Source organism: Kitasatospora sp. NPDC015120 (assembly GCF_043080305.1).
In the GTDB taxonomy this organism is placed as follows: Bacteria; Actinomycetota; Actinomycetes; order Streptomycetales; family Streptomycetaceae; genus Kitasatospora.
Map to the genome: position 1 here is coordinate 985,175 of NZ_JBIBVJ010000001.1, position 24,606 is coordinate 1,009,780.

At 74.4% G+C, this 24,606-nt stretch carries 22 protein-coding genes, 1 pseudogene and 1 CRISPR repeat array; of the genes and pseudogenes, 14 read left to right on the forward strand and 9 right to left on the reverse strand.

The annotated features are described in order from the left end of the window. The first annotated feature begins 52 nt into the window (after window positions 1-52). From cas7e to ACF1AK_RS04600, 10 genes and pseudogenes are all read left to right on the forward strand, one after another. A complete protein-coding gene (gene cas7e, locus ACF1AK_RS04555) occupies window positions 53-1,198 on the forward strand; it encodes a type I-E CRISPR-associated protein Cas7/Cse4/CasC (protein ID WP_391497262.1) in 1,146 nt (381 codons plus the stop codon). Then, window positions 1,198-2,064 (forward strand): type I-E CRISPR-associated protein Cas5/CasD, encoded by an 867-nt coding sequence (gene cas5e, locus ACF1AK_RS04560; protein ID WP_391497263.1) that lies wholly within the window; start codon window positions 1,198-1,200, stop codon window positions 2,062-2,064. Before cas7e ends, cas5e begins: the two co-directional genes overlap by 1 nt. A gap of 5 nt (window positions 2,065-2,069) precedes the next feature. After that, on the forward strand, window positions 2,070-2,843 hold the full coding sequence (gene cas6e, locus ACF1AK_RS04565; protein WP_391497264.1) for a type I-E CRISPR-associated protein Cas6/Cse3/CasE: 774 nt from the start codon (window positions 2,070-2,072) through the stop codon (window positions 2,841-2,843). Window positions 2,844-2,846: 3 nt separating this feature from the next. Continuing rightward, window positions 2,847-3,869: a type I-E CRISPR-associated endonuclease Cas1e gene (cas1e, locus tag ACF1AK_RS04570; protein WP_391497265.1), complete on the forward strand. Its 1,023-nt coding sequence runs from the start codon at window positions 2,847-2,849 to the stop codon at window positions 3,867-3,869. After that, window positions 3,866-4,144 carry a type I-E CRISPR-associated endoribonuclease Cas2e gene (cas2e, locus tag ACF1AK_RS04575; RefSeq protein WP_331744407.1) on the forward strand — a complete coding sequence of 93 codons (279 nt, stop codon included), beginning with the start codon at window positions 3,866-3,868 and terminating at the stop codon, window positions 4,142-4,144. The genes cas1e and cas2e overlap by 4 nt, the downstream gene beginning before the upstream one ends. Window positions 4,145-4,162: 18 nt before the next feature. Continuing rightward, window positions 4,163-4,374: direct repeats of the CRISPR family, unit length 29 nt; unit sequence GTCGGCCCCGCACGCGCGGGGATTGCTCC. A gap of 6 nt (window positions 4,375-4,380) precedes the next feature. Continuing rightward, a pseudogene (locus ACF1AK_RS04580) lies at window positions 4,381-5,192 on the forward strand (solute carrier family 23 protein). A 143-nt stretch (window positions 5,193-5,335) separates the two neighbouring features. After that, window positions 5,336-6,067: a hypothetical protein gene (locus ACF1AK_RS04585; protein WP_391497266.1), complete on the forward strand. Its 732-nt coding sequence runs from the start codon at window positions 5,336-5,338 to the stop codon at window positions 6,065-6,067. Between the two features lie 28 nt (window positions 6,068-6,095). Continuing rightward, window positions 6,096-6,680, forward strand: coding sequence for an OsmC family protein (locus ACF1AK_RS04590; RefSeq protein ID WP_391497267.1), 585 nt, complete (start codon window positions 6,096-6,098; stop codon window positions 6,678-6,680). A gap of 56 nt (window positions 6,681-6,736) precedes the next feature. After that, window positions 6,737-8,317, forward strand: a complete 1,581-nt coding sequence (locus ACF1AK_RS04595; RefSeq protein WP_391497268.1) for a phytoene desaturase family protein — start codon at window positions 6,737-6,739, stop codon at window positions 8,315-8,317. 235 nt (window positions 8,318-8,552) lie between these two features. Beyond that, window positions 8,553-10,517 (forward strand): ATP-binding cassette domain-containing protein, encoded by a 1,965-nt coding sequence (locus ACF1AK_RS04600; RefSeq protein ID WP_391497269.1) that lies wholly within the window; start codon window positions 8,553-8,555, stop codon window positions 10,515-10,517. A gap of 289 nt (window positions 10,518-10,806) precedes the next feature. Here ACF1AK_RS04600 and ACF1AK_RS04605 read toward each other — a convergent pair whose 3' ends face one another. From ACF1AK_RS04605 to ACF1AK_RS04620, 4 genes are all read right to left on the reverse strand, one after another. Beyond that, window positions 10,807-11,505: a hypothetical protein gene (locus ACF1AK_RS04605; RefSeq protein WP_391497270.1), complete on the reverse strand. Its 699-nt coding sequence runs from the start codon at window positions 11,503-11,505 to the stop codon at window positions 10,807-10,809. 85 nt (window positions 11,506-11,590) lie between these two features. After that, complete coding sequence (locus ACF1AK_RS04610; protein ID WP_391497271.1) at window positions 11,591-11,899, reverse strand: hypothetical protein; 309 nt, start codon at window positions 11,897-11,899, stop codon at window positions 11,591-11,593. A 204-nt stretch (window positions 11,900-12,103) separates the two neighbouring features. After that, window positions 12,104-13,237, reverse strand: a complete 1,134-nt coding sequence (locus ACF1AK_RS04615) for a hypothetical protein (protein WP_391497272.1) — start codon at window positions 13,235-13,237, stop codon at window positions 12,104-12,106. A 506-nt stretch (window positions 13,238-13,743) separates the two neighbouring features. Next, window positions 13,744-14,247 (reverse strand): hypothetical protein, encoded by a 504-nt coding sequence (locus tag ACF1AK_RS04620; protein ID WP_391497273.1) that lies wholly within the window; start codon window positions 14,245-14,247, stop codon window positions 13,744-13,746. 302 nt (window positions 14,248-14,549) lie between these two features. Between ACF1AK_RS04620 and ACF1AK_RS04625 the strand changes: the two genes are divergently transcribed. Beyond that, window positions 14,550-14,903, forward strand: a complete 354-nt coding sequence (locus ACF1AK_RS04625) for a beta/gamma crystallin domain-containing protein (protein WP_391497274.1) — start codon at window positions 14,550-14,552, stop codon at window positions 14,901-14,903. A gap of 78 nt (window positions 14,904-14,981) precedes the next feature. Here ACF1AK_RS04625 and ACF1AK_RS04630 read toward each other — a convergent pair whose 3' ends face one another. Beyond that, window positions 14,982-15,905: an aminoglycoside phosphotransferase family protein gene (locus ACF1AK_RS04630; protein WP_391497275.1), complete on the reverse strand. Its 924-nt coding sequence runs from the start codon at window positions 15,903-15,905 to the stop codon at window positions 14,982-14,984. A gap of 53 nt (window positions 15,906-15,958) precedes the next feature. On the opposite strand from ACF1AK_RS04630, the gene ACF1AK_RS04635 reads away from it, so the two are divergent. Then, entirely contained in the window at window positions 15,959-16,519 is a 561-nt protein-coding gene (locus ACF1AK_RS04635; protein ID WP_391497276.1) for a hypothetical protein, read from the forward strand. Window positions 16,520-16,594: 75 nt separating this feature from the next. Here the strand turns inward: ACF1AK_RS04635 and ACF1AK_RS04640 are convergent, their stop codons facing one another. Continuing rightward, window positions 16,595-18,655 (reverse strand): discoidin domain-containing protein, encoded by a 2,061-nt coding sequence (locus tag ACF1AK_RS04640; protein ID WP_391497277.1) that lies wholly within the window; start codon window positions 18,653-18,655, stop codon window positions 16,595-16,597. Between the two features lie 244 nt (window positions 18,656-18,899). Here ACF1AK_RS04640 and ACF1AK_RS04645 point away from each other — a divergent pair, with 244 nt between their 5' ends. Next, window positions 18,900-20,417, forward strand: coding sequence for an MFS transporter (locus ACF1AK_RS04645; RefSeq protein WP_391497278.1), 1,518 nt, complete (start codon window positions 18,900-18,902; stop codon window positions 20,415-20,417). 69 nt (window positions 20,418-20,486) lie between these two features. On the opposite strand, the gene ACF1AK_RS04650 is transcribed toward ACF1AK_RS04645, so the two are convergent. The 3 genes from ACF1AK_RS04650 to ACF1AK_RS04660 are packed head-to-tail and all read right to left on the reverse strand — an operon-like array spanning window position 20,487 to window position 24,174. Further along, window positions 20,487-21,899 carry an MFS transporter gene (locus tag ACF1AK_RS04650; RefSeq protein ID WP_391497279.1) on the reverse strand — a complete coding sequence of 471 codons (1,413 nt, stop codon included), beginning with the start codon at window positions 21,897-21,899 and terminating at the stop codon, window positions 20,487-20,489. Continuing rightward, window positions 21,896-22,294 carry a hypothetical protein gene (locus ACF1AK_RS04655; RefSeq protein WP_391497280.1) on the reverse strand — a complete coding sequence of 133 codons (399 nt, stop codon included), beginning with the start codon at window positions 22,292-22,294 and terminating at the stop codon, window positions 21,896-21,898. Before ACF1AK_RS04655 ends, ACF1AK_RS04650 begins: the two co-directional genes overlap by 4 nt. A 50-nt stretch (window positions 22,295-22,344) precedes the next feature. After that, window positions 22,345-24,174 carry a glycoside hydrolase family 15 protein gene (locus tag ACF1AK_RS04660; protein WP_391497281.1) on the reverse strand — a complete coding sequence of 610 codons (1,830 nt, stop codon included), beginning with the start codon at window positions 24,172-24,174 and terminating at the stop codon, window positions 22,345-22,347. Between the two features lie 230 nt (window positions 24,175-24,404). Here ACF1AK_RS04660 and ACF1AK_RS04665 point away from each other — a divergent pair, with 230 nt between their 5' ends. After that, entirely contained in the window at window positions 24,405-24,605 is a 201-nt protein-coding gene (locus tag ACF1AK_RS04665) for a hypothetical protein (RefSeq protein ID WP_355363385.1), read from the forward strand. Window position 24,606 lies beyond the last annotated feature (1 nt).

Below are 24,606 nucleotides of genomic sequence, written 5' to 3' on the forward strand. Positions count from 1 at the left end.
CCCCTCCCGCCCGCCTCCCAGCTGCCCGTACCGCCATCCCGAGGAGAAGCGCATGACCGACCGCCTCTACATCGACGTGCACATCCTGCAGACCGTCCCCCCGGCCAACCTCAACCGGGACGACAACGGCAACCCCAAGGAGGCCTACTTCGGCGGCAAGCGCCGCTCCCGCGTCTCCTCCCAGGCCTGGAAGCGCGCCACACGCCTGCACTTCGCCGAGAGCCGCGACCGGCAGGAGCTCGCCACCCGCACCAAGCGGATCGCCTCCCAGCTCGCCAAAGGCATTGCCGAACGCACCCCCGTCTCGGCGGAGGACGCCCAGCGGATCGCCGACGCCCTGATCAAGGCCACCGGGATCTCCGCGGGCAAGAAGGAAGGCGACACCGCCTACCTCCTCTTCTACGGGCGCAGGCAGCTGGACGGCATCGTCGATCTGGTCGCCGACACCGCCGCCGACCTCGCCGCCCTCGACGCCAAAGCCCTGGAGGAGGCCGTCAAGGCCCTGCCGGTCAAGGAGCAGCTGCAGACCGGCCACCCGGCCGACGTCGCCCTCTTCGGCCGCATGGTCGCCGACATCCCCGGCCTGAACGTCGACGCCGCCACCCAGGTCGCCCACGCGATCTCCACCCACGCCGCGGAACTCGAATTCGACTACTACACGGCCGTCGACGACGAGAACACCGCCGACGAGACCGGCGCCGGAATGATCGGCACCATCGGCTTCAACTCCGCCACTCTCTACCGCTACGCCACCGTCGGCCTGCACCAGCTGCGCGAGAACCTCGGCGACGACAAGGCCGCCGTCGACGCCGTTGACCTCTTCGTCGACTCCTTCGCCCGCTCCATGCCCACCGGCTACGGCAACTCCTTCGCGCACCGCACCCGCCCCAGCCTGGTCGCCGTCGTCGTCCGCGCAGACCAGCCCGTGAACCTCGTCTCCGCCTACGAGAACCCCGTCCCGGCGAGCCGGGGCATCGTCACCGAGTCCGCGCGCCGCCTCGCAGGGGAGTTCGCCACCGCCACCGAGCAGTGGGGCGACGAGCCGCTGTACGTCGCCATCTGCCACACCCTCGGCCCCGGCACCGACAGTGACGGGCCGGGGCGGGAGTTGGCGGACGCGTTCGGGGCGAACCGCACCTTCACTGCGCTGCGTGACGGCCTGCGCGCCGCCCTCACCGAGCGGGTGAACGGCAACTGATGCCCACCGACCCCACACCCGGTCCCGCCCCCGCCGGGGACCGGCAGGACGAGGCGCAGGCGGTCCTCGTCCTGCGCCTGGCCGGCCCGCTCCAGTCCTGGGGCGACCGCAGTGCGTTCAACCGCCGTGACAGCCGGCCCCAGCCGACCAAGTCCGGCGTCGTCGGCCTGCTCGCCGCCGCCACGGGCCGACCGCGCGAGGCGGACATCACCGACCTGGTCGGCCTTCGCCTGGGCGTACGCATCGACCAGCCCGGAACCCTGCTGCGCGACTACCACACCGTCAGCGACTACCGCGGCCGTCCGCTGCCGCAGGCCGGCGTCAACGCCAAGGGCCTGCAGAAGCCGACCTCCCCGGCCAAGGACACCCACGTCACCCACCGCTACTACCTCCAGGACGCGGTGTTCGTCGCCGCCGTCCAGGGCCCTGCGGCACTTGTCACGGCGCTCGCCGAGGCGGTCCGCCGCCCCGCGTTCCCGCTCGCGCTCGGCCGGCGCTCGTGCGTCCCGACCCAGCCGATCGTCCTCGGCGCGGTGCGCGACGCCACCCTGGAGGACGTCCTGGCCGCGGAGCCCTGGCAGGCGGGCGCGCCTGCCAGGGACGCCTACCGGCGGCGGGCCGAACGGGGTCCGGAGCCGTTCTCGCCGCACCGGATCGACCTGGCGGCGACCTTCGACGACCCGGCGGGCGAGGACACCCTCCAGGATGTCCCGCGCACCTTCGCACCCCGCGAACGCGGCTTCTCCACCCGGCGGATCCGCCACGCATGGCTCAGCGTCCCCACCGGCTTCGCCCCGTCCACCACGAGCACGCACCCGGCCACCGACGCCGGCGGCCACGACCCGTTCGCCCTGCTGGGCTGGTGACCTTCATGACCTACCTCTCCCGCGTCCGCATCAACCCCCTGCGCGCCGCCAGCCGCACCCTGCTCGCCAACCCCCGCGCCCTGCACGGCGCCGTCACGGCCGGCATCCCCGACACCGCCCCCGGCGACCGGATCCTGTGGCGCCTGGACGCCGACCACCCGCGCCGCCCGATGCTGCTGGTCCTCACCCCGTCCAAGCCGGACTGGACCCACCTCGTCGAACAGGCCGGCTGGCCCGACGCCGACGGCGAGCATTACGCGGTCCGCGACTACAGCCCGCTGCTCGCCCAGCTCGCCGTCGGCCGGGAGTTCGCGTTCCGCCTCAAGGCCAGCCCCGTCCAGAACACGGCCAAGCCCGACGGAGCGAGCCCGCACCGCACCAGGACCGAAGCCGAACTGCGCCACCGCTCCTACCGCATGGCCCACCGCACAGCCGCCCGGCAGCTCGGCTGGTTCCTGGACCGGACCACCCGCTGGGGCTTCACGGTCCCCGAAGCGCGGACGGACGAGCCGGCACCGGGCCTCGCACCGCCGCCCTCGGACACCCCCGCGGATGCGCAGCCTGCCCGGGAGGTGAGGATCACCGACCGCGGCCGCAGCACCTTCACCAAGCCCGGCACCCGCACCCCCGTCACCCTCACCACCGCCACCTTCGAGGGCCACCTGCGCGTCACCGATCCCGGTCTGCTGCAGGCCGCCCTCCTCGGGGGCGTCGGCCCGTCCAAGGCCTACGGCTGCGGCCTGCTCACCCTCGCCCCGCTCCAGGCAGGGGCACGCTGACCGGTGGCCGACATCTGGTGGAAAGCCCACCCCCACGACCTGCACCGCCTCGCCGACCGCGTTTCCAGCGTCTACGTCGAGCGCAGTCACATCGACCGTGACGAGAACGCCGTCGTCGTCATCAACAAACGCGAGACCGTCCGTGTCCCCGCGGCCATGGTGGCCGTCCTGCTCCTCGGCCCCGGCACCCGGATCACCCACGGCGCCGTCAACCTCCTCGCCGACTCCGGCACCACGGTGTGCTGGGTCGGCGAACAGGGCGTGCGCATGTACGCGGCAGGGCTCGGCCCCAGCCGCGGAGCCGCGCTCCTCAACCGGCAGGCCTGGCTGGTCAGCCGCACCAAGGAACGCCTCGCCGTCGCCCGGGCCATGTACCGCATGCGGTTCCCGGGCGAGGACGTGAGCGCGGCCACCATGCAGCAGCTGCGTGGCCGCGAGGGCGCCCGCATCCGCAAGCTGTACCAGGCCGAGGCGCACCGCACCGGCGTGCCCTGGAACGGCCGCGTCTACAAGGCCGGCGACGCCCACGCCGCGGGCGACGACCTGAACCGCCTGCTGTCGGCGGCCAATGCCGCGCTCTACGGCATCTGCCACGCCGTCATCACCGGCCTCGGTGCCAGTCCCGGCCTCGGCTTTGTCCACACCGGGCTGGCCACCTCGTTCGTCCTCGACATCGCCGATCTCTACAAGGCCGAGTACACCATTCCCCTCGCCTTCGACCTCGCCCAGCAGGGCCACACCGAGGAACGCGACGCCCGCCTCGGTCTGCGGGACCGCATCGCCCAGGACAGGCTGCTCGGCCGCATCGTCCACGACGTCAAGACCCTCCTCAGCCCGGAGGGAACCGACATGCCCGACGTGGAGGTCAACGAGCTCTGGGACGAACGCGTCGGCACGGTCCAGGGCGGCGTCAACTGGTCCGGAACCGAAGACGAGCCAGCGCCGAAGGCCTCCGACCCGGGAATGGGCGACGAACACCTCGCCATCATCGGCCCGGAGTTCACCCAGGACACGAGCAGCCCATGACCGTCATCATCCTCATCGCTGCTCCCGAAGGCCTCCGTGGTCACCTCACCCGCTGGATGGTCGAGGTCAACGCCGGCGTGTTCGTCGGCACCCCCAGCCGCCGCATCCGCGACCGTCTCTGGGACCTCCTCGCCACCCGCATCGGCGACGGCCAAGCCGTCCTCGTCGAACCCGCCACCAACGAACAAGGCTGGACCGTCCGCACCGCGGGTAAGGACCGCTGGAAGCCCGTCGACTTCGACGGACTGATTCTCTCAGCCCGATCCCGCCGATAAACCCGCAGGTCACGAAGTGTCGGCCCCGCACGCGCGGGGATTGCTCCCGGATCGCCCCCGACGCGGATCACCTGTTCGTGTCGGCCCCGCACGCGCGGGGATTGCTCCTTCTTGGGCCAAGACTTGGGGCCGACCTTGCCGTCGGCCCCGCACGCGCGGGGATTGCTCCGCGAAGCGCCCGCAGTTGAGCACGACCAGCCCGTCGGCCCCGCATGCGCGGGGATGGCTTCTCCTCGATCTCGTCTGACTGCCCCGGCCGACCGGGCTTGACGCCGGTCACCGGCGGCATAGCAGCTGCTCAGGCTCGTCATGCGTGCGCTGGCGCTACGTTCGTGGCGCCGGTGCTGATGGGGCTCGACCCCAACCTGGCGATCATGATGTCCGGCGTCGCGACCGTCATCTTCCTGCTCGCGACCCGCGGCCGGGTGCCCAGCTACCTCGGCTGCTCGCTCTCCTTCGTCGGCGTGGCCGTGGTGATCCGGGCCCAGGGCGGCACCAGTGCGACGGTCACCGGTGCGGTGTTCGTGGTGGGCGTGGCGCTGTTCCTGGGTGGGCGTGGCGGTCCAGCGGTTCGGGGCGCGGATCATCCAGCCCTGCTGGTGATGCTCTTCACCGGTCCGGCCGTGGTCTGTCTGCGCGGCTTCTGGTCGCGGGTGGCGATCTTCCTCGGCCTGCTCTTCGGCATCTGCCCGAAGTCCGGCGCCGTCGTCGCCGCGATCCCCGGCGGGGTGCTGGCGGCATCACCGTCATCCGCTACGGCATGATCGGCCTGCTCGGTGCGCAGAGCTGGACCAGGTCCGGGGTGGACCTGCGCAACCCGCTGAACCTGGTGCCGGCCGCCGCGGGCATCATCATCGGCATCGGCAACGTCACCCTGAAGTTCACCGACACCTTCAGCCTCAGCGGCATCGCGCTGGGCACCCTGGTCGTCATCACCGGCTACCACGTGCTGCGGGCGCCGTCCCCGGCGCACCTCAGGACGCAGGAACCGCTGCTGGACGAGGGCACCTCCTCCTACGACACCGGCTCCGAGGACGGCACCCGCTAGCGCCCCACCACCCCCCCGGTGCCCCGGCGGCCGGAGAGGTGCCCGAAAGGGCCTTCTCCGGCCGTTCCGCTTGGCCCGCCCGGACCGGGGGTGGTCGAATCGCCTTCCCCGTCCGTCGCGGCCACTCACCCACCGGGAGAAGCATGTCCCTTCCGTCCCGTCACCGCAGGACCACCGTCGGCGCCGTCGCCGCCACCGCGCTCGCGCTCTCCTGCGGCTGGGCCACCGCCGGCAGCTCCGCCGCCGAGACCGGCACCGTCCTGTGGAGCCCGAGCACCGCCACGGGCCCGTCCTCCTTCGCCGCCGTCCAGTGCGCCCAGGGCGGCTTCGGTGTCGTCACCGACCCCGCCAAGGGCACGGTGTGGCGCGCCCACCAGGCCGCCGGCGAGGAGCGCTGCGAGACGCTGGGCCCCGACCTCACGGAGGGCGACACCTTCTACCTCGGCTGGTCGTCCAAGGTGGACATCAAGGACACCAACAGCCGGTACGTCTTCCAGCTGAAGTGCTCGCCCAGCACCGGCACGGCCAACCACCCGATCGAGATCGACGCGACGACCGGGCGCATCCGCCTCCAGGAGTGGGACACCGACCACGTCGCGCACACGCTGTGGACCGCGCCGACCGCCAACAACCAGTGGCACTCCTACGCGCTGAAGATCCGGCTGGGCCGCACCGACGGCACCATCGACTTCTGGTTCGACGGCGTCAAGCAGACCTTCACCACCGGCTCCGGCACCTTCACCGGCACCACCTGGGACGGCGACCGCAACTACCTCAAGTGGGGCTCCTACCACCTCTCCACGGGCGCCGCGACGAACACCTTCACCAGCCCGGTCATGGCGACCACCCTGGAAGCGGCCACCGCCGGTTCCTGAGGCCGCCCCGGCCCGTACGCTACGGGCCATGACGCACACACCAGCGGCACGGCGGCCCGGACTGGCCGAACACCTGCGCGACAAGGGCGCGGCCATGCGCGACGCCGCCCGGCGGCGGCCGGACGGCGCGGACTGGGAGGAGGAGGTCGGCGCAGTCTGCGTGGCCGACGACGCCACCGGGGTCCGCAAGGTCAGGGTGGGGGACTGGTCCCTCATCGGCGACGGCGGGCCCGACATCGGCGGGTTCGGCCTCGGCCCGTCCTCGCCGGAACTGTTCTGCGCGGTCGTCAGCACCTGCCTGACCCACACCATCCTGTGCGTCGCGGCACTGGCGGACGTCCCGCTGGACCGGGTCGAGGTCCGGGTCGGCGCCCGCAACAACGACGCCCGGTTCTTCGGCGTGCCGACCGACGCGCCCGCCGTGCCCTACGACCTGACGGCGGAGGTCGAACTGCGCGGTCCGGCGGAGCCGAAGGACCTGGCGGAGCTGCTGGCCACCGCGGACGCCCGCTGCCCGATGCTGCGGCTGGTCCGCGCCGAGCACAGCGTCACCGTCCGCCTCGCCGCGGACGTCCCCGGGGAGCCCCCCGCCGTTCTCCCCGCGGGGGACTGACCCGCCCGGCCGCCGCCCTGTTCCCCGGCCCGCCCCGGTGGCGTACCGTGCCGACCATGGCGAACTCGTCCTCCCGGCACGACGTCGTGATCGTCGGCGGCGGCCACAACGGACTGGTGGCGGCGGCCTACCTCGCCCGCGCCGGCCACCGGGTGCTGCTCCTCGAACGGCTCCCGGTGCTCGGCGGCGCGGCGGTGTCGGCCCCGGCGTTCACCGGCGTGGACGCCCGGCTCTCGCGCTACTCCTACCTGGTGAGCCTGCTGCCGCGGACGGTGGTGCGGGAGCTCGGGCTGCGCCTGGAGCTGCGGCGGCGCCGGATCGCCTCCTACACCCCCACCGTCCGCGACGGGCGGCCCACCGGACTGCTGGTCGACGCGGCCGACGCCGGCCGCACCCGGGAGTCGTTCCGGGCGCTGACCGGCGACGACCGCGCATGGGAGGCCTGGCGGCGCTTCTACGCGATGACCGCCACCGTCGCCGAGCGGGTCTTCCCGACCCTCACCGAACCGCTGCCCGGCCGCGCCGAACTGCGCCGGCGGGTCGGCGACGACGCGGCCTGGACGGCCCTGTTCGAACGGCCGCTGGGCGAGACCGTCGAGCAGTCCTTCGCCGACGACCTGGTGCGCGGCGTGGTGCTCACCGACGCGCTGATCGGCACCTTCACCCACGCCCACGACCCGTCGCTGCGCCAGAACCGCTGCTTCCTCTACCACGTGATCGGCAACGGCACCGGCGACTGGGACGTCCCGGTCGGCGGCATGGGCGCGGTGACCGACGCCCTCGTGGCGGCGGCCCGGGCGGCCGGGGCCGAGCTGCGCACCGGCTGCGAGGTCACCGCCCTCGCCACCGACGGCACCGGCACCGGCGAGGCCGAGGTGACCTACCGTCACCGTGACGGCGAGGCGGTGGCGGCGGCCCGGCGGGTCCTGGTGAACGCCGCCCCCGCCACCCTGGCCCGGCTGCTGGGCGAGGAACCCGGGCCCGCGCCGGAGGGCGCCCAGCTGAAGGTCAACATGGTGCTGCGCCGGCTGCCGCGGCTGCGCGACCCCGCCGCCGACCCGCGCGAGGCCTTCGCCGGCACCTTCCACATCGCCGAGGGCTACCGGCAGCTGGAGACCGCCTACACCGAGGCGGCGGCCGGCCGGATCCCCTCCGCGCCGCCGTCCGAGATCTACTGCCACTCCCTCACCGACCCCTCCGTCCTCGGCCCGGAGGCCGTCCGGCAGGGGTGGCAGACCCTCACCCTGTTCGGCCTGCACCTGCCCGCCCGGCTGTTCGCCGACCCGGCCGCCAAGGAGCACGCCCTGGCGGCGACCCTCGCCCGGCTCGACGAGGTGCTCGCCGAGCCGCTCGCCGGATGCCTGGCCCCCGACGCCGACGGGCGGCCCTGCCTGGAGGCGAAGACCCCGCTCGACCTGGAGCGGGAGCTCGGCCTGCCGGGCGGTCACATCTTCCACCGCGACCTCGCGTTCCCGTTCGCGACCGGGGAGCCGGAGGGCGCCGCCGCGCGCTGGGGCGTGGCGACCGCGCACCCGAACGTCCTGCTCTGCGGCGCGGGAGCGCTCCGGGGCGGCGGCGTCAGCGGGATCCCGGGACACAACGCGGCCCGCGCCGTCCTGGAGGAACTGCCCCGGTAGCCGCTTGCGGGAACGGCTCCGCCGCCCCGGCCCGGAATCGAAAACGGGCTGTTCGCGCCAGGCTCGCCCGGAACCGCCGAGGTTGAACGGCCGCGGGCGACGGGGCAGGATCCGTCGCCATGAGAGCCCCCTGGAGGACAGCCAAGTCCTCGACCGGAAAGCCGAGTTCCCCCAGCTGCCCGCCTCCCGGACCAGCCGCCCGGCGGCCGGTCCGCGGGTGCCGGGAGGCGGCCGGATGAGCTCCCCGACCCCCACCACCGGGAAGGCCGGCGCAGCCGACGGTGCCGACGACTCCGTGATGATGGAGTGGCAGCCGCCCGGCAGCGACGCCGAGATCATCGACGGCACCAAGACCACCCTGCGCGCCACCGCCCGCGCGTTGCCCCGGCTCCTCGCCCTGTCGCTGCGCCTCGGCCGCCGGGCCGACCGCCCCGCCCTCGCCGTCCTGCTCGGCTGCGCCGCCGCCTCCGCAGCCGCCCAGGCCTTCGGCCTGCTGGCGACCACCGGCATGATCACCCACCTGGTGGCCGGCACCGACTCCTTCGCCGACCGCCTGGCCCGCTCGGTCCCCTCCGTGGCGTTCCTCGCCGCCATGTCCGGGACCTCCGCCCTGCTGCGCATCGCCGGCGAGTGGGCCGCCGAGCGGATCGGGCCGAAGGTCGCCCGGGCCGCCGAGCTGGAGCTGATCGACGCCGCGACCCGCGCCGAACTCGTCGCCTACGACAACCCCAGCTTCCAGGCGGCCTGGGACGCCGGCGACCGCGGTGCCGGCGCCACCCGCGACCTGCTCTCCCAGGCACGCGACGTGATCGGCCACACCGCCGGCCTCGCCGCGGCCGGGATCGTGATCGCCACCGTCCACCCCGTGCTGCTCCCGCTGCTCGTCCTCGCGGTGATCCCGCAGGCGCTGGCGCGCACGGCGGCGGCCAACGCCTTCTACCGGGCGATGATGTCCACCTTCGGCGCGACCCGGGCGGCCAACGTGCTGCGCTGGTTCCTGTGCGACCGCCGGCTGGCCGCGGAGGTCCGCTCGAACACCGTCGCGCCGTTCCTGCTGCGGATCCACCGGCGGGCGGTCGCCAAGGTCACCGACGCGAGCGACACCGCCGCCCGCCGCGGCGCCCTCCTCGGCCTCTACGGAGCGGTGGCGTCCGGTGCGGGGGCGTGCCTGGTCTGGGGAGGCCTCGCCTGGCTCCTCGCGGACGGCCGGGTCACCCTGGCGTCGGCCGGCACGGCGGTGATCGCGCTGCGCTCGGCCGCCTCCGACCTGCACTCCGCCGCCAACTACAGCGCCGCCGTCCACCGCACCGGCCTGTACGTGGGGGACTGGCAGAAGTTCATCGCGATGGCCCGCGCCCAGCGGCTGGACCGCGGCACGCTCGCCCCGCCGCCCGGTACGGCGGTGATCGAGGCCCGCGGCGTCACCTTCAGCTACCCGGGATCGGACCGGGCGGCCCTCAAGGGCGTGGACTTCCGGGTCCGCAGGGGCGAGATCGTCGCCGTGGTCGGTGTCAACGGGGCGGCGAAGTCCACCCTGATGAAGCTGCTGTGCGGCCTGACCCTGCCCGACGCCGGGACGGTGACCTGGGACGGCGTCGCCACCCGGGACCTCGACCCCGACCTGCTGTGGCGCCAGACGGCGCTGGTGCAGCAGGACTTCGCGCACTGGCCGCTCACCGCACGGCAGAACATCACCCTCGGCCAGCCGCGCGAACCCGGCGACGGCGCCGTGCTGGAGGCGGCGGCCGCCACCGGAGCGGACGAGGTGATCGCCGAGCTGGAGCACGGCCTGGACACCCTGCTGGCCAAGGAGTTCTGGGGCGGCGCCGAGATCAGCGAGGGCCAGTGGCAGCGGGTGGTCACCGCGGCCGCCTTCCACCGGGCCGGGTCCGGCACGCTGCTGATCCTCGACGAGCCGACCAGCGCCATGGATCCGAGGGCCGAGCACCGGATCTTCACCGGTCTCGCGGACGTCGCCCGGGACTGCGCGACGGTGCTGGTCACCCACAACCTGGAGAACACCAGGGTGGCGCACCGGATCGTGGTGCTCGACCGCGGCCGGGTGATCCAGGAGGGGACCTTCGAGCGCCTGGCCGCCGAACCGGGGATGTTCGCCGACCTGCGGGCCCTGCAGCACGACCGGGCCTCGACCGTGCCCGCGCAGCGCCGCTCGGGCACCACGGGAGGGGGAGCGGGGTGATGCGTGCGGCCGTGGATCCCGCCCTCGCCGGGGTGCGGCACGGCGAGGGCGGCTCCGGCGGCCCGCGAGGTGCGCAGGTGGGTGCCGGCCAGGCCGCGCAGCAGGCCGCGGCGCCGGGGCGGGGGCAGCACGGCGACCTCGCCGAGGCCGGCGGCGGGTCGGGGAGCGCGGCCGGCGCCGGGCGGGTGCTCCACCGGTGCGTCGGGGCCGGGTGCGCCGGCGCCGGGTGCGTCGGCGCCGGCTCCCCGGGCCGGCCCGGCGGTGGCCGGGCCGGTCGTGGCGGCGCGGGTCAGAGGTGCAGCTGGGCGGCGAGCCGCTCGGCCACCGTGCGCAGCGGCTCCCCGGTCAGCGCCGCGTCGGGGGAGGCGGCTCCGGTGCCCTGGCTGACCAGCAGGGCGAGGTCGCCGCGGTCCGCGACGGGGAGCCGGGCGACGGCGACCGACCCGCGGCCGGGGGCGGTGGTCGCCCGGCCGGGGGCGGGCTGGTCGGCGGAGACGGTGACGAGCTGATCGGGCGTGAGGCCACCGGCCCGCTGGATGTAGGGCAGGGCCAGGTTGACGGCGATCCGCTCCGCCGGGGCGGCGAGCACACCGATCTCCACCGGGGTCGTCCCGGCGGTGTAGGAGCACCAGACCTGGACGCTCTCGGGCCGCGCCGGCGCCGTCGCCGGACCGGAGGCGGGGCCGGAGGGCAGTGGCCGGGCCTCCTCGGGCGGCACGACCTCCGCCCGCACCGCCCGGTCGGGGCCGGCGGCCGGGGTGACGGCGCGTTCGATCCCGGCGGCCCTCAGCGCCCCGGCCAGGTCCAGGCCGAACGGGCACGCCGGGTCCGGACCGAGGTCCCGGACCGCCGACTTCAGGGTGGCGAAGGAGAGCTTCCCGCCGGCGGACGGGCCGTCCGTACCGCCGGCGGAGGAGCAGGCGGCCGTGCCGAGCAGGAGCCCGGCCAGGACCACCGGGGCGAGCAGGGTCGTGCGGTCGGTCGTCATCCGGTCAGCCTACGGCGTGCGGCCCGGCCCCACCGCCGCGCTCCCCGGGCCTGCGGTCCGGGATCGTGCCGTCCGGTCCGGTGGTTCACGGGACCGCGCCTTCCCCCGGAAGGGTGTCGGGGGTGAGGTGCTCCCCGGCGTTGCGGCAGGTGCTGCAGGTGTGCCAGTGCTCCCGGGACTGCGGCCGTTCGGGGTGGACGGGCCGGTGCGGAGCGAGGGTCATGTCCGAGGTGTCCAGGCCGCACAGGGTGCGCGGGCCGCAGGCGCCGGAGGCCTCGGTGGGGGCGGAGTGCGCGCGGCGCACCGGGATGTCGGGCTCGGCGGGCCGGTGGTCGGCGCCGAGGAGGCGGATGTTGGTCGGTGTGTCAGGTTCCAGTACGACGACGATGTCCATCTCCACAACGTGGACTCGGGACCGGCCCGCCGCACCCCCATGACGGCATCCGGACCAACCCGGCTCGCGACCCCATCGGCCGGCGACCGACCGCGACCGACCGCGACCGACCGCGACCGACCGGGACCGACCGCGACCGGGCCCGGGCGCGCGCGGCGCCCGGGCCCGGCCGTCGGCCGATCGGACCACGGATCAGAAGACGGATCAGAACGCCGAGGTGTACGCGGTGAAGAAGCGGGACGGGACCGGCGAACCGGAGCCGTTGAAGCAGAGCGGGTTGAGGTTCACCGTGCCGGAGCTGCGGGCCCAGGGCGTGGCCAGGCCGCAGTAGTCCGGGCCGGGGCCGAAGGCGGTGACCTGCGCGGTGTCCGCGGGCACGGCGATGTTCGGCAGGTTGACGGTGTAGGGGACGGACCCGCCCAGGGTGTTGGGCGGGCCGGAGGAGTTGAAGTTGGTGGTGGCCGGCACGCCGCCGTTGAACCACAGGTAGCCGTAGGACTTGGGCGGCAGCGCCGGCCCGTGCACGGCCCGCTTCTCCGAGTAGCTCAGCGTCCAGCGGGTGTCGTACGGGACGTTGGCGGCGTTGTAGCAGTTCACCAGGACGGTCTGGCCGCTCGTGGAGGGCGACCACTCGCCGACCTTGCAGCGCGCGCCGTTGACCGCGTCGACGGCGGTGACCTCCAGGTTGCCGGCGGGCGTCGCCTGGCCCAGGCCGGGCAGCCAGACCTTCCAGATGCCGGTGCCGCCGTAGCCGACCGCGTTGGTGCCGCCGGTCGAGTTGTACTGGGTGATCACCGCGCCGGTGGTGTTCGAGTAGACGTAGCCGTAGCCGCCCACGGCCGGGGCCGGCACCCCGCTGCTGGTCGTGTAGAGGACGGTGAACCGGGTGTTCTCGGGGGCGCCGCCCGGCCGGTAGCAGCCGACCGCGACGTCCTGGCCGGTGCCCACCGTCGACCAGCCCCTGACCTGGCACCAGCTGCCGGTGCGGCCGACGGCCGTCACGTGCGCGATGCCGCCGGGGCCGGCGATCAGCGGGAAGTGCACGACGTAGGACCCGGCGCCGACCTGGTCCACCGTCACCGGGTTGGCGGCCGGGGACGGCCAGCTGCCCCACTGGCGGCTGGTGTCGGGGACGTAGCCCGGCGGCGGGGTCGGGTTGTCGAGGTACGCGAAGCCCCAGCGGTCGGGCACGGCGGCGTGCGCCGGGCCGGCCGCCGGGAGGCTGACGCCCACCAGGGCGGCCAGCACGGCGAGGACGAGCAGCAGGGCGCGGACGGCGCGGAACGCGCGGTCGGCGGGAACGGGTCTGACCGGTGGTACGGCGGTGCCGGCGTGCATGGGCATACCCCTTGGGTGTGAGGAATCACGGGCGGCCTGCGCGGTGGTGCCCGCCCTGCTGTTCCGCCCGTGCCGGGGTGAGCCGGCGGACGGCGGCCGACGGGACGACCGGTCCCTCAGGGAGGGGACCGGCGCTACCCGGCGTCGGCCGGCAGTGACGGGGTCGGGGGTCAGGCCCGACGGCGCTCACATCGTAGGGGCGCGCCGGGCGGCGGCACAGGTCTGCGGTACGCGCCGCCCGGCCCTTCGCGCGACGGGCGGAAGCCGCCCCTCCGGGTGCCTCCCGCCCCGGCCGCCCCGCCCGCCGCCGCACCGGCACCACCCGCCCCACCCCGCCCGCGCCGTCCCGCCGGGGCCCTGACCGGAAACCGCCCTTCCGGCCGGGCCCGCGCCTCCTTGAGTCCCTGCCGCACCGGGCGGGGACAGCGTTGGTCCGGGCGTCGGCGGGACGGCCCCGGCCGTTCACCTGCCGGACGCCCCCGACCGCGCGCGGGGCCTGCGCACCGTCAGCGCGGGTGCCGCAGCCAGGCGTCGAGCACGGCGTAGTCGCCGTCGGTCAGCCCGACCCGCGGATCGACCCGGTGCAGCAGCGCCGGCCCCGGATGGTGCACGGCGACCCACGCCCGGTCGGCACCGGTGATCTCGTCGTCGACCCAGGCGAACGGCCGCCCACCCGCCCACGCGACGAGGCCGCGGGTCTTCCAGTGCAGGCCGTCCCCCTCCTCCACCGCGTCGGCGTCCTCGGGCACCGGCCGGTCCATGACGGGCAGGGGCGGCAGTCCGAGCAGCGGAGCGATGCAGGTGTTCGCGTCGTCCATCCAGGTCGTCGCCCAGACGGCTTCGCACGGCAGCGCGGCCAGGCGCGGTCCGTGCCCGGGATCGATCCTGGCGAGCAGCGGGTTCCCGCCGGCCGCCGCCCCGTACGCCGGATACGGGCCCTTGCCGCCGAACGGGATGAGCGGTCCGTCCACGTCGAGGAACAGCAGCGGAGGCAGCGGGGATCCGGTCATCCCGGCACCCTACCGGCCCCTTCGGTCAGCGCGCGGGCCCGGCCGCGCCCACCCTCGCACAGCCCGTCCTGTTCCGCCCGGGGCGAGGACGAACGGGTCGGGATGACGCTCCATCACCACGCGTCAGGGTGAGCGGTCACCGGGAATCCGGGGCGGGCGCCACGATCGAGTGATACTCCGGTCGTACGGTTCGTCTCCGGAGTGTTGCGGCCGGACGGGGGACGGCGGATCGCTAGCTTGGGCCCCGGTCCCCGGCCCGCCGCCCCGACAGGCGCGGGCCCTCCCCCGGAGAAGGAGCACCCATGATCCAGAAAGGCCTGCGGGCCGCCTGTTCCGCGGTCGTGGCGTTCGCGGCCGCCGCCGCGCTGACCCTCGGCGTGCCGGGCGGCACGGCCTACGCCATCGACCACGTCGAGTGCGTCGGCGGGGAGAGCTTCCTCAAGATCTGGTCGCACCTCGACGGCCGCCAGAGCGTCGACTGCTACGCGAACGCCGGCCGCACCGACTTCGAAGGGTGGTGGGTCGACCGGATCTACACGGGCAACAACGACCTGATCTACTACGACGTCAACGGCGACTCGGTGAAGATCGAGCGCTGGCACGACATCACCTTCCCCAACCAGCCTCCCCGGGTCGCCTCCATCCAGATCCTCTGACCCGACCGCCATCCCCGGACCGGTCGACGGGACGGACGGGGGCGGCGGCAACGCCGGGAACTCCGCGATCCCGGACTCCTACCGGCAGGGCCGGCCCGGCGCGGTGAGGCGGCGCAGTGCGGCCTGCGCGGGCGGGCCCCAGCTCGGCTTGCCGCCCGGGCGGCCGTGGACGCCCGCCTCCCCGATGAGGGCGCAGGCGAGGGCCTTCAGCACCGCCCAGCCACGGGCCCGGCGCCGGGTGGCCGGGTCCGCGGCCGGCCGGTAGGCGTCGAGGAGGCGGTCGGCGGCGCCGTCCGGCAGCAGTGTCCAGGCGGCGGCGAGGTCGCAGGCCGGATCGCCCGCGCAGAGGTCGCCGAAGTCGACCACACCGCAGACGGTCCCGTCCGAGGTGAGAACGTTGGCCGGGTGCAGGTCGCCGTGCAGCCACAGCGGCGGGCCGGTCCGGCCGGGCGCGGCGACGGCGTCCGCCCAGACCGCGCGCAGGGCGTCCGGGTCGGGGACCAGCCCGGACCCGGTGGCCGCGGCCAGTGCCCGGGCGAACCCCTCCGCGTGGTCGGCCAGTGGCCCGCCGCGGCCACGGCCGGCGGGTGCGCCGTCGGGCGCGGGCCGGTGAAGGGCGCTCAGGAACGCCGCCAGGGTGTCGGCCGCCTCGGCGGCGCGGGTGACGGGGGCGCGGTCGGCGGGCGTTCCCGCGACCCAGGTGGTGACGGTCCACGGTCGCGGGAACCGCGCGGAGGGCTCGCCGAGGCGCTGGGGAACGGGGACCGGCAGCGGGAGCCCCGGTGCCAGGACGGGAATCCAGGCGTGCTCCTTGCGCAGCAGCGTGTCCGCGGCCTCCGTCGCCCAGGGCAGCCTGACGGCCAGGTCCTCGCCGAGCCGCCACAGTTGGTTGTCCCAGCCCCGCGCGCCGAACCGCACCGGCAGGCCGGCCAGGTCGGGGTGCTGCTCGCGCAACAGCTCCCGGACCAGTTCCGCGGTGACCTCGGTCCCGGTGTTCGTCATGCCCGTCACGGTAGCCGACGGCCCGCCGCCCGGCAGTTGATAGCGTGATCTCCATGACGCAGCTCGGAGAACTGGTCCTGACCCCCGACGAGCGGGCCCGGGGGACCGCGGTCGACAGCGTGATGTTCACGATGGACTGGACGGGCGAGGAGGAACCGGGCGGGCTGGAGGACTTCGTGGCCGCCCGGGTGCGGGCCTTCGGGGTGGAGCCGGCCGGCATCGACACCGATGCCGTCCGCCGGGCGGCCGAGGCCGATCCGACGCTGCGCCGCGGCGACCTCCCGGTCCGCCGGCTCGACCACCTCTCCGGTGTGCTGGCCGGCCTCGGCTGCACCCTCCTGGTGCGGGACAGCGGCACCGACGCCTACGAGCTGCTGGTCGCGCTGACCGGCGAGCGGGAGCCGGCCGGGCTGACCCACGAGGGCCTCCCGGTCCGGGCCTGGGGCGCGGAATCCGGAACGACCCTGGTCAGCCTGGACTGCCCGCAGTGCGCGCAGATGCTGGTCTGGGAACTGCCGCCGGAGGAGACCCTGGCCGACGAGTCCTGCGAGTGCGGCACCGCGTTGTTCGACGCCGCCGGCCGGCCCCTGCCCGGCGTGACGCTCCACGACTGAGGCACCGGGCCGGGCGGACGGACGGGCCGGGGGAGCGCCCCCGGCCCGTCCCGCCGCCCGTCCCCCCGGTCCCCGTCAGCCCCGGTAGACACCCACCTCGTACAGCGAGTACCCCCACCCGGTGCCGCGCTGCTCGCCGTGGATCCGCACCTGGCGGGCCGGGACGGCGGGGAAGCGCGCGGTGTCCAGCCCGCCGTCGCCGGTGGCGGTGGACCAGACCGTGCGCCAGGTGGTCCCGTCGGTGGACACCTCGATCCGGTACGCCCGGGCGTGGGCGCGCTCCCAGTCCAGGGTGACCCGGCCGACCAGGGTGGTGGCGGGCAGGTCGATCCGCAGCCACTGGTCGTCGCTCCAGTCGCTGGCCCAGCGGCTGGAGGCGTTGCCGTCGACCGCCCGGGCGGCCCCGAAGTCGGTGAACGGGTTCCACTCGGCCGAGCTCGCGGCGGCGGTGGCGCCCCCCGCGAGGTTCACCTCGGACCGGTACCGCTCGGAGGCGCCCCAGGTGGTCAGGTAGGACTCCGCGCCCCGGAACAGGTCGTCGATCACGCCCTGCCCGCCGACCAGCCGGATGTCCTCCAGCCAGTCCGGCACCAGACCGTAGTGCGCGGCGCCGTCGGTGTTGACGTCCCAGGTGCGGCTGCCGGCGGTGGCACGCTCGACCACGGAGCCGCCGTCGGCGGTGCGGAACGGGTAGCGCACCGGGTTCGCGGTGCCGGCCCCGCGCGGACCGGGCCAGCCGCCCACCCCGTTCATGTCGGTGCCGTAGCCGTAGCCGACGCCGTACTTGTCGCGCAGCGCGTCGGTGCGCCGCGCCTCCGCGCTGAACGCCTCCGCGCCGTTCATGTACTGGGCGACGAAACCGCCGAGCCGGTAGACGCGCTCCGTCCAGCCGAGGTCCATCCAGCTGTGCGAGGAGAGGACGCCCGGGTACGCCTCGGACTCCAGGACGTCCAGCGCCCGCCCCGCCGCCTTGACGCTCATGTGGTCGAGCTCCAGCATCATGCCGCGCCGCATCATCCCGCGCAGCGCGTACTCGCCGAGTTCGCTGAGGCCCCGGGTGTTGCACTGGGCGTCCGACGCGTAGGCGGGCAGCGTCACCCCCGGGGGCAGCTGGCTCTGCACGGAGGCCGGGGCGGGCGCCAGTCCGATCGGATTGTCGTGCTGCGGGCCGGTGCACTGCTCGGTCTGCCAGAACGTGCCGGTCGACAGGAACTGGCCCGCGTTGATCGCCGCGCCCAGCGTGCCCTCGTCGAACCGCACGCCGCACAGCGCGTTGTCGAGCTTGTGGCACAGGAACATGCTGCGCACCCCGAGCCCGTACAGCTCGTCGAGGCCGCGGTCGATGTCGGCCCGGCTGCACTGGGCGACGTCCAGCACCTGCTTGCAGCCGAACGGCTCCGAGGTCTCCACCCCGAGCACCACGGCCAGCTTGCCCTGCCGGACGACCTCCCGGGCCTGCGCGCTGTCGGTGACGATCCGGAACCAGCCCTTGCCCGGGCCGCCGTACATCCGGTCGACGTAGGCCTGCATGTCGTGGCTCAGCTTCGCCTGGAGGCGGATCGAGGTCATCTCGTCGCAGCTGCGGTCCTTGAAGAAGTAGACCGAGCAGATCACCCCGTTGGTGACCAGGTCGTTGACGAGCACCCGCTCGCCGCCGCGCCAGGCGCGCTCCACCCAGGCGTAGTAGTTCTGCTGGTGGGTCAGCGAGTCATGGGCGGGCCAGTCGGCGAAGGTCGGCCAGCCGACCGGGTCGTGCCGGCCGTCGCCGCCCTTGGTGATCATGTCGAAGACGGCGAGCGTGCCGTCGGGGTAGTGCTCGGGGCAGTCCTTGAGGGCGTCCGCGACGCCCGCCTCGGAGAAGGCCTTGCCGCAGATGAGGCGGCCGCCGAAGGCCTCGTTAGCCAGAATGTGGTCGTGCGCGTCGACGAAGCCGCGGACCCGGCCCCGGTCGTCGGTGCCGGTGAACGGCTCGCCCGTGACGCCGATCCCGGCGTCGGGCGCGGGCCGGGCGACCGGGTCCCACCAGTTCGTGCCGCCGGCCCCGCGCGCCGGGGCGGCGAGGGCGGCGGCGACCAGGGCGAGCAGCGCGGCGAGCAGGGTGGCGAAGCGCAGGCGTGCGTGGGGGATTCGGGTCATGGGCACCCCAGTTCCGGACGGGCGGACGGCGCGGCCGACGTCCCGTCCGTGGCGCGGCACCGCACCCTGGCCGGTCGTCAGGTCCGGCGCACTCGGTGTTGACGAGAATCGCCACTGTTGGACATTTCGTCAATAGAGTCGGCAGAACCGCCGCCGTCCCGGCCCCCGCGACCGTCGGCATGCCCGTCGCAGGACCGGGCACACGCCGGGGCGTCCATGACCGGCGAGCGCGGAGGAGACAGCAGTGGGGGAACGGACGAGAACGGCGGACCGGGGGCCGGAGGCGAAGGCCGGACCGGGCGGCGGCGCCGTGGAGAGCACGATCCCGGCCCGTCTGGACCGTCTGCCGTGGTCCGCCTGGCACTGGCGGATAGTCATCGGCCTGGGCACCGTCTGGATCCTGGACGGCCTGGAGGTCACGATCGTCGGCAACATGGCGGCCAGGCTCGCCGAACCGGGCAGCGGCATCGGCATCTCCACCGCCCAGGTGACCACCGTCGCGGCCGCCGTGTACGTGGCGGGCGCGTGCAGCGGGGCGCTGTTCTTCGGCTGGCTCACCGACCGGCTGGGCCGCAAGAAGCTCTTCATGCTGACGCTGGCGGTCTACCTCGCGGCGACCGCCGTCACCGCGTTCTCCTGGAGCGCCTGGTTCTTCTTCGTCTGCCGGTTCTTCACCGGCTTCGGCATCGGCGGCGAGTACGCGGCGATCAATTCCGCGATCGACGAACTGATCCCCGCCCGGGTGCGCGGACGGATCGACCTGATCATCAACGGCAGCTTCTGGATCGGCGCGGCCGTCGGCGCCTTCGCCTCCATCGCGCTGCTCGACACCGCGCTGTTCGCCACCGGCACCGGATGGCGGCTGGCCTTCGGCATCGGCGTGGTGCTCGGCCTGGTGATCCTCCTGGTGCGCCGCCACGTCCCGGAGAGCCCGCGCTGGCTGGTGACGCACGGGCGCGCCGACGAGGCCGAGGCGGTGGTGGCCGAGGCCGAGCGGATCACCGAGGAGCGGACCGGCTCCGCGCTGCCGCCGGTCACCGGCGAGCCGATGCTGATCCGCGAACGCGGCCCGCTCGGCTTCTTCACCATCGCCCGCACCGTGGTCACCCGCTACCCGCGCCGCACCGTCCTGGGCCTGGCCCTGTTCATCGGCCAGGCGTTCCTCTACAACGCGGTGACCTTCGGCTACGCCGTCATCCTGACCACCTTCTTCGACGTTCCCGAGGGCGACACCGGCTACTACTTCGCGGTGATCGCGCTCGGCAACTTCCTCGGCCCGCTGCTGCTCGGTCACCTCTTCGACTCGGTCGGCCGCAAGCCGATGATCGCCGGCACCTACCTCGGCTCCGGCGTGCTGCTGTTCGCCACCGCCGCGCTCTTCCAGCAGGGGGCGTTGTCCGCCGTCACCATGACGGCCTGCTGGACGGCGGTGCTCTTCCTCGCCTCGGCGGGCGCGAGTTCGGCCTACCTGACGGTCAGCGAGATCTTCCCGCTGGAGACCAGGGCGCTGTGCATCGCCTTCTTCTACGCCGTCGGCACGGCGGCCGGGGGCATCAGCGGCCCGCTGCTGTTCAACGGGCTGGTGAGCACGGGCGAGGTCTCCGACACCACCCTGGCGTTCTGCATCGGCGCCGCGCTGATGACGCTGGCCGGCCTGGTGGAGGCCCGGCTCGGCGTCCGCGCGGAGCGCCGCAGCCTGGAGTCCCTGGCGACCCCGCTGAGCGCCGTCGGCAGCGCCCCGCCGGGAACCGGTCGGGCGTGACCCGGTCCGGCCCGACTCGGTCCGGCCCGACCGGTGCGCCGGCGCCGTGCCCCGGGCGGTGGGAGCCGCTCACCGCCCGGGGGCGGACCGGGCCTCCCCGGTGCCGCCCGGCGGGCGGTCGTGCGGCAGGAACAGCGCCGCGCCGAGGCCGAGCACGCCGATGGCGGCGAGCGCGATCATCGCCGCCGCGTAGCCGTTGCGGGAGAGCTCGGAGACCAGGATGGTGCCCGCGACGGCGGTGCCCAGTGAGGAGCCGAGGTTGGAGATACTGCGGGACAGGCCGGAGATCTCGCCCTGCCGACTGTCGGGGAAGGCGGACTGCACCACGTTGACCGACGGGGTCAGCATCAGGCCGAGGCCGAGCCCGATCAGCAGCAGACCGGGCGTGAAGGGCCAGGCGCCGCCGAAGGAGCGCACCAGCAGGAGCAGCACGACGATGCCGGCCGTGGTGGTGGCGAAGCCGGTGACGATCAGGGTGCGCTGGGCGCGCCGCTTCGCCAGGCCCTCGGCGGCGAGCGAGGAGGCCAGCAGCCCCAGGGTGGCGGCGGTGAAGACACCGCCGGTGGCGATCGCGCTGTAGCCGCGGACGACCTGGAGGTAGGCGCCGACGGTGAAGGAGACGCCCATCAGGACGAGCCACTGGGCGTTCTGGGTGACCAGGCCGAGGTTGGAGACCCGGTTGTGGAACAGGCTGGTGGCCAGCAGTGGTTCCCGGCCCGCCCGCTCCAGCCGCCGGATCCAGCCGAAGAAGGCGGTCAGCACGGCGGCGCCGGCGGCCAGCAGGGCGATCATCAGCCAGGTGTTGTTGTCGGCGGCCAGGATGCCGGTCACCAGCAGGACCAGACCGGCCGCCGACAGCACCGCGCCCACGATGTCGAAGGACCGCGCGGGGTCGGCGGGCAGCGGGTCCTCCAGGGTGCGGGTGAGGAACAGGATCACGGCCACCACCACGGTCTGGAAGCCGAAGTTGGCGCGCCAGTCGATCGCCGTGGTGAGCAGGCCGCCGATCAGCGGACCGGCGGCCGCGCCGATCCCGCCGAGCGCCATGATGGTGCCGAACGCGCGGGCCCGGGCGGCGGTCCCGGTGAACAGCAGCGTGGTCAGGATGTAGACCGGCGGGATCAGCAGGGCGGTGCCGACGCCCTCCAGCACCGAGTTGCCGAGGATCAGCACGCCGAGCCCGGGGGCGGCCGCGCTGAGCACCGCGCCGACGCCGTAGACGGCCAGACCGAGCATCAGACAGCGTTTGCGGCCCCAGCGGTCGGTGAGCTTGCCGCCGGGGATCATCAGGGCGGCCATCACCAGCAGGAAGACCGTGATCGCCACCTGGACGCCCTGGACGCTGGTGTCGAGGTCCTCGCTGATGTCGTTGATCATCACGTTCATGCTGGAGCCGGCGAAGCTGCAGATGAACTGGGCGAGGGCCAGCGGAGCGAGCACGCGCCGGGCGGCCGTGGTGGGGTGAGCAGGTCCGGTGGTCATTCCCGGCTCCGTCCGTCGGGCGCGGTGAGCACCGCGTAGAGCGCGGCCACGTCGATGGCGATGATCATGAGTGACCAGGCGGGGTAGCTCGCCAGGAAGACGAACTGCACGAAGACGTTGGCGCAGAGCACCGTCGCCGGGAACCAGCGGGGGGGAAGGTCCCCGGTGAGCAGCATGATGCCGGCCAGCCCCTGGGCGACGGCCAGCGCGAGCACCGCCCAGCCGAGGCTGTGCAGGTCGCCGAAGACGTAGCGGTCGGTGCCGGTGACGACGGGCGAGTCGATCAGCGCGGCCATCGCGTCCCACCCGTTGAACAGGGCCAGCAGGATCATCGCGACGCCCGCGAACGGCAGCAGGTTCCGGCGGGGCCGCGCCGGGCGGGTGGGTGAGGCCATGGCCGGGCTCCTTTCGCGGACCGCGGACCTGGACCGGGCCGGGCCCGGCGTCAGGCGTCGCCCCGCCGGTCGAGCTCCTCGTCCAGGGCGAGCGCCGCGTCGATGAGCGCGAGGTGCGTGAACGCCTGCGGGAAGTTGCCCAGTTGCTCGCCGGAGGGGCCGATCTCCTCGGCGAACAGGCCGACGTGGTTGGCGTAGGTGAGCATCTTGTCGAAGGCGTAGCGGGCCTGCTCGACCCGGCCGGCCCGGGCGAGGGCCTCGACGTAGAGGAAGGAGCAGAGGTTGAAGGTGCCCTCGGTGCCGCTCAGCCCGTCGGGGGAGGCGGCCGGGTCGTAGCGGTAGACCAGGCTGTCGCAGACCAGTTCCCGGTCCATCGCGTCCAGGGTGGACAGCCAGTCCGGGTCGTCGGGGGACAGGAAGCCGACCTTGGGCATCAGCAGCAGCGAGGCGTCCAGGACCTCGGTGTCGTAGTGCTGGACGAAAGCTCCGCGCTCCGGGCTCCAGCCGCGCTGCACGACCTGGCGCAGCACGTCGTCGCGCACCGAGCTCCAGCGGTCCAGGTCCGCGGGGCGGGCGTGGGTGCGGGCCATCCGCACCGCGCGGTCGAAGGCGACCCAGCACATCACCCGGCTGAAGGTGAAGTCCTGACGCCCGCCGCGGGTCTCCCAGACCCCCTCGTCGGCGCGGTCCCAGTGCTCGGTCAGCCAGTCCACGAGCCGGCGGAACGCGTCCCACCCGCGCAGCGCCCCCATGCTGCCGTCCCCGGCGGCGAACGCGTAGGCGGCCTCGCCGTAGATGTCGAGCTGGAGCTGGTCGGCGGCGGCGTTGCCGGCCCGCACCGGGAACGAGCCCAGATAGCCCTCCCAGTGGTCGAGCGTCTCCTCGCTCAGGTGCGGATCGCCGTCGACGCGGTACATGATCTGCAGGCGTTCGCCCCCGGCGCCCGCGGCCTCGACCCGCTCGCGCACCCAGCGGCGGAACGCCTGCGCCTCCTCGCGGAAGCCGAGTCCGATCAGGGTGTGGACGGAGAGCGAGGCGTCGCGGATCCAGGTGTAGCGGTAGTCCCAGTTGCGCTCGCCGCCGACCTGCTCCGGCAGGCCCATGGTCGCGGCGGCGATCAGCGCCCCGGTCGGCCGGTAGCTGAGCAGCTTCAGGGTGATCGCCGACCGGTCCACGATCTGCCGCCAACGGCCCTGGTAGTTCGAGGACTTCAGCCAGCCGTACCAGAACGCCCGGCAGGCCTCGAAGGCGGCGAGGGCCTCCTGCTCGCTCGGCGCGGGAGGCGGCTCGCCGCCCGGGGGCAGGGTGGTCAGCTCCACCGTCGCCAGCTCCCCGGCGGACAGCGTGAACCGCGCGGTCACGTCCTCGCCGTCCGCGCGCAGGGTCACCGGGGCGGTGGTCCGCACGCACAGCTCCTGGCCGGGCGAGCTCAGCAGGGCGGTGTGCTCGTCGGGGAGGGCGAGCCGGTGGGCGGCGCGGCCGTAGTCGAAGCGCGGCCGGCACTCCAGGACGAAGGGCACCCGGCCGCGCACCACCCGCGCGCCCCGAATGATCCGGTGCCGCTCGGACGGGCTCGCGGAGGTGTCCGGGAGCATGAAGTCGATCACCTCCGCCACGCCCTGCGGGGCGAGGAAGCGGGTGATCACGATCGCCGTCCCGGCCAGGTAGAGCTGCTTCACCCGGGCGTCGGGCACGGCCTCCCGGTCCACGGCGAGCCGGCACCGCCCGCCCCTGGCGTCGTCCAGCAGCGCGGCGAACAGACTGGGGGAGTCGAACCGCGGGGCGCACCACCAGTCGATGTCACCCGCGGTGGAGACCAGGGCGGCGGTCTGCAGGTCGCCTATGACGCCGTGCTCGGCGATCGGGGGGTAGGGACTCATGGGGGACGCTCCCTCGGCGGACGGCGGGAACTGGACGGCGGGAACTGCCTGCGCCGCCACCGTACGGGCGGCGGCCCGCGCGCGGGATCACCCCGCGCGGGTGAGCACCCGCGGGGGCGGGTGCCGGGGCCGGCCGCCCCGCCCCGGCGGGTCACCTCGTGGGGGTGATGCGCCGCGCCCGGCGGGCGGCGAGGCTGGAGGCCACCGTCGAAGGGAAGGGAGCCGGCCCCATGCGCTACGAGATCCGGGTGTCCGGCGTGCTGCAGGAGACGACCCGCCGGGAGGGCTTCCCCGAGCTGGAGAGCAGGGTCGTCCCCGATCACACCGTGTTGTACGGGGACGTCGTCGACGAGGCCCATCTGTTCGGCCTGCTGAACCGCTGCCAGGCGCTGGGGCTGCGGGTGACGGAGCTGCACCGGCTGCCCGAGTGAG

What these genes read in the sequence shown, in the direction of transcription:
- ACF1AK_RS04650 (WP_391497279.1), bottom strand. Translation starts at nt 21,899, where the DNA reads ATGACCACCGGACCTGCTCACCCCACCACGGCCGCCCGGCGCGTGCTC.
- ACF1AK_RS04630 (WP_391497275.1), bottom strand. Translation starts at nt 15,905, where the DNA reads ATGACGAACACCGGGACCGAGGTCACCGCGGAACTGGTCCGGGAGCTG.
- ACF1AK_RS04635 (WP_391497276.1), top strand. Translation starts at nt 15,959, where the DNA reads ATGACGCAGCTCGGAGAACTGGTCCTGACCCCCGACGAGCGGGCCCGG.
- ACF1AK_RS04660 (WP_391497281.1), bottom strand. Translation starts at nt 24,174, where the DNA reads ATGAGTCCCTACCCCCCGATCGCCGAGCACGGCGTCATAGGCGACCTG.
- cas6e (WP_391497264.1), top strand. Translation starts at nt 2,070, where the DNA reads ATGACCTACCTCTCCCGCGTCCGCATCAACCCCCTGCGCGCCGCCAGC.
- ACF1AK_RS04585 (WP_391497266.1), top strand. Translation starts at nt 5,336, where the DNA reads ATGTCCCTTCCGTCCCGTCACCGCAGGACCACCGTCGGCGCCGTCGCC.
- ACF1AK_RS04595 (WP_391497268.1), top strand. Translation starts at nt 6,737, where the DNA reads ATGGCGAACTCGTCCTCCCGGCACGACGTCGTGATCGTCGGCGGCGGC.
- cas2e (WP_331744407.1), top strand. Translation starts at nt 3,866, where the DNA reads ATGACCGTCATCATCCTCATCGCTGCTCCCGAAGGCCTCCGTGGTCAC.
- ACF1AK_RS04620 (WP_391497273.1), bottom strand. Translation starts at nt 14,247, where the DNA reads ATGACCGGATCCCCGCTGCCTCCGCTGCTGTTCCTCGACGTGGACGGA.
- ACF1AK_RS04605 (WP_391497270.1), bottom strand. Translation starts at nt 11,505, where the DNA reads ATGACGACCGACCGCACGACCCTGCTCGCCCCGGTGGTCCTGGCCGGG.
- cas5e (WP_391497263.1), top strand. Translation starts at nt 1,198, where the DNA reads ATGCCCACCGACCCCACACCCGGTCCCGCCCCCGCCGGGGACCGGCAG.
- cas7e (WP_391497262.1), top strand. Translation starts at nt 53, where the DNA reads ATGACCGACCGCCTCTACATCGACGTGCACATCCTGCAGACCGTCCCC.
- ACF1AK_RS04590 (WP_391497267.1), top strand. Translation starts at nt 6,096, where the DNA reads ATGACGCACACACCAGCGGCACGGCGGCCCGGACTGGCCGAACACCTG.
- ACF1AK_RS04625 (WP_391497274.1), top strand. Translation starts at nt 14,550, where the DNA reads ATGATCCAGAAAGGCCTGCGGGCCGCCTGTTCCGCGGTCGTGGCGTTC.
- ACF1AK_RS04640 (WP_391497277.1), bottom strand. Translation starts at nt 18,655, where the DNA reads ATGACCCGAATCCCCCACGCACGCCTGCGCTTCGCCACCCTGCTCGCC.
- ACF1AK_RS04615 (WP_391497272.1), bottom strand. Translation starts at nt 13,237, where the DNA reads ATGCACGCCGGCACCGCCGTACCACCGGTCAGACCCGTTCCCGCCGAC.
- ACF1AK_RS04600 (WP_391497269.1), top strand. Translation starts at nt 8,553, where the DNA reads ATGAGCTCCCCGACCCCCACCACCGGGAAGGCCGGCGCAGCCGACGGT.
- ACF1AK_RS04610 (WP_391497271.1), bottom strand. Translation starts at nt 11,899, where the DNA reads ATGGACATCGTCGTCGTACTGGAACCTGACACACCGACCAACATCCGC.
- ACF1AK_RS04655 (WP_391497280.1), bottom strand. Translation starts at nt 22,294, where the DNA reads ATGGCCTCACCCACCCGCCCGGCGCGGCCCCGCCGGAACCTGCTGCCG.
- ACF1AK_RS04665 (WP_355363385.1), top strand. Translation starts at nt 24,405, where the DNA reads ATGCGCTACGAGATCCGGGTGTCCGGCGTGCTGCAGGAGACGACCCGC.